At 46.9% G+C, this 1979-nt stretch carries 3 protein-coding genes; 2 read left to right on the top strand and 1 reads right to left on the bottom strand.

Annotated features, from left to right (window positions below):
* Positions 1-875: SLC13 family permease (locus R7E42_RS23750; protein WP_318073054.1), on the top strand; the 875-nt coding region annotated here is incomplete at its 5' end.
* A 24-nt stretch (positions 876-899) separates the two neighbouring features.
* Complete coding sequence (gene cysC / locus R7E42_RS23745) at positions 900-1517, top strand: adenylyl-sulfate kinase (protein ID WP_318073053.1); 618 nt, start codon at positions 900-902, stop codon at positions 1515-1517.
* A 90-nt stretch (positions 1518-1607) separates the two neighbouring features.
* Here the strand turns inward: cysC and R7E42_RS23740 are convergent.
* The coding region (locus tag R7E42_RS23740) for a DUF2806 domain-containing protein (protein ID WP_318073052.1) at positions 1608-1979 on the bottom strand (372 nt) is incomplete at its 5' end.

The following is a 1979-nucleotide window of genomic DNA, read 5'->3' as shown; positions in this document are numbered from 1 at the left end:
AACAGCATTTGAATGGTCAAAACTTTATTGAAGTGGTGGTCAGCTCATCTGCAACCTTCTGCCATAAGACCTTGAAAGAAAGCCGCTTCCGCGATCGTTTTGATGCGGTTGTTGTCGCCATTCGTCGTGGGCATGAGCGTTTGGAAGGTGGGTTGGGCAGTATTACCTTAGCTCCGGGCGATACTTTAGTGTTGGTGCCGGGCAAGCGTTTCGAATCTGAGCGTCGAGCGCACCGTAAAGAATTTGTGTTAGTGCACGACTTAGATTCCAGCGCACGTTTGGACTCCAATAAATCGACGATTGTGTTGATTGGTTTTGCTGCGGTTATCGCCTGTGCACTACTAGAACTTGTGCCGATCATTAAAGGGCTCGCGGTATACATCATTGCACTCATTGCGTTTGGCATAGTGCAAATCTCTGAGCTTCGCCGCCGTTTTCCCATTGATATTGTGGTGATTGTGGGCTCTGCGCTCTCTATTGCGCAGCTGATGATTTCATCGGGCTTGTCCGTCAGGATGGGCGAGATGTTTATCGAAGCGTTTAACGGCTGGGGCGTATTTGGTGCGCTGGTGGCCACATACATCATGACCTTGGTGCTGACTGAATTGGTGACCAACAATGCCGCTGCCGCGTTAGCATTTCCGATTGGCTATAGCATGGCTGTCGGGTACGGAGTGGATCCGATGCCATTTATTATGGCGGTATTGTTTGGCGCAAGCGCGAGCTTTATTTCTCCCTACGGGTATCAAACCAACTTGTTGGTTTACAGTGTAGGTAATTACAAATTGACCGACTATGTGCGAATTGGTGTGCCGATTTCGATTGTGTATTCCGTATTGGTACTGACATTGATTCCGGTCTTCTTTCCGTTTTAATTCCGATAAATACGAGGATTCGTTATGACCGCTGAAACACCGGTAAAAGATGAAAACATTGTCTGGCATCAGCACACGGTTGATAAACAGTTTCGTGCTGAGCTGAAAAAACAGAAACCAGCAGTGCTTTGGTTTACTGGTTTATCTGGTGCAGGTAAGTCAACCGTCGCGGGCGCGCTGGAGAATCGTTTAGCTGAGTTGGGCGACCACACTTATTTGTTGGACGGTGATAATGTTCGTCATGGCCTGTGTAGTGATCTAGGCTTTTCTGAACAAGATCGCCGTGAAAATATTCGTCGTATTGGCGAGTTGGCGAAACTGATGGCAGATGCGGGTTTGATTGTGTTGTCCGCGTTCATTTCTCCTCACCGTGCTGAGCGTCAACTCGTTCGCGATTTACTGCCCGAAGGTGAGTTCATTGAAGTGTTTGTGAATGCATCTCTCGAAGTGTGTGAAGGCCGAGATCCAAAAGGTTTATACAAAAAAGCGCGAGCAGGTGAGATCCCAAATTTCACGGGTATTGATTCAGAATATCAAGCGCCAATCAATCCAGAAATTGATTTGCCAGCAGGCGAGAAGAGCGTCGAAGAGTTGGTTGAATTGTGTTTGAACGAGCTTAAACAACGTCGTGTGATTAGTTAACTCAGCTTTTGGATCATAGGTAGCCAAAAGCCTAGTGTACTGCTTGAGGAGCTTTTAGATCATAGGTGACCTAAAGCTCCTAGAGCGAAACTAAACGGTATAGTTCACGCTGCTGCTTGCTTCGGTGCTTACGCTAAACTTTTGATTTAACAAGGCGAGCATTTGATCGTAGTACTGGGAGTTTGGCTTGTTGCCAAGCAGTTTGCACAGTTCGTTACCCGTCGGCGTGAAACGGTAGTACAGCAGACGGATGCCCTTCGTATTCACTTGCAGAGACAAATTCTTGCCTTGATATGCCAGTATCAATGGCGTTTCAATGCCGATCTCTCCTGATTCCAGTTCTGTGCTATGCAGTAACCCCAATTCAATCAATACTAATAGACTTGAGTACGGCAATTGAAAGCTGCCCATATTCAGATTGCTGGTGGTATCTCGTTTACCAAAGTTGAATATTCCGCCATG

It is taken from the genome of Vibrio sp. Vb1337, from assembly GCF_033338715.1.
In the GTDB taxonomy this organism is placed as follows: Bacteria; Pseudomonadota; Gammaproteobacteria; order Enterobacterales; family Vibrionaceae; genus Vibrio; species Vibrio alginolyticus.
Note: the sequence above shows the minus strand (reverse complement) of the source record. Positions and strands in the feature narration are given on the sequence as shown.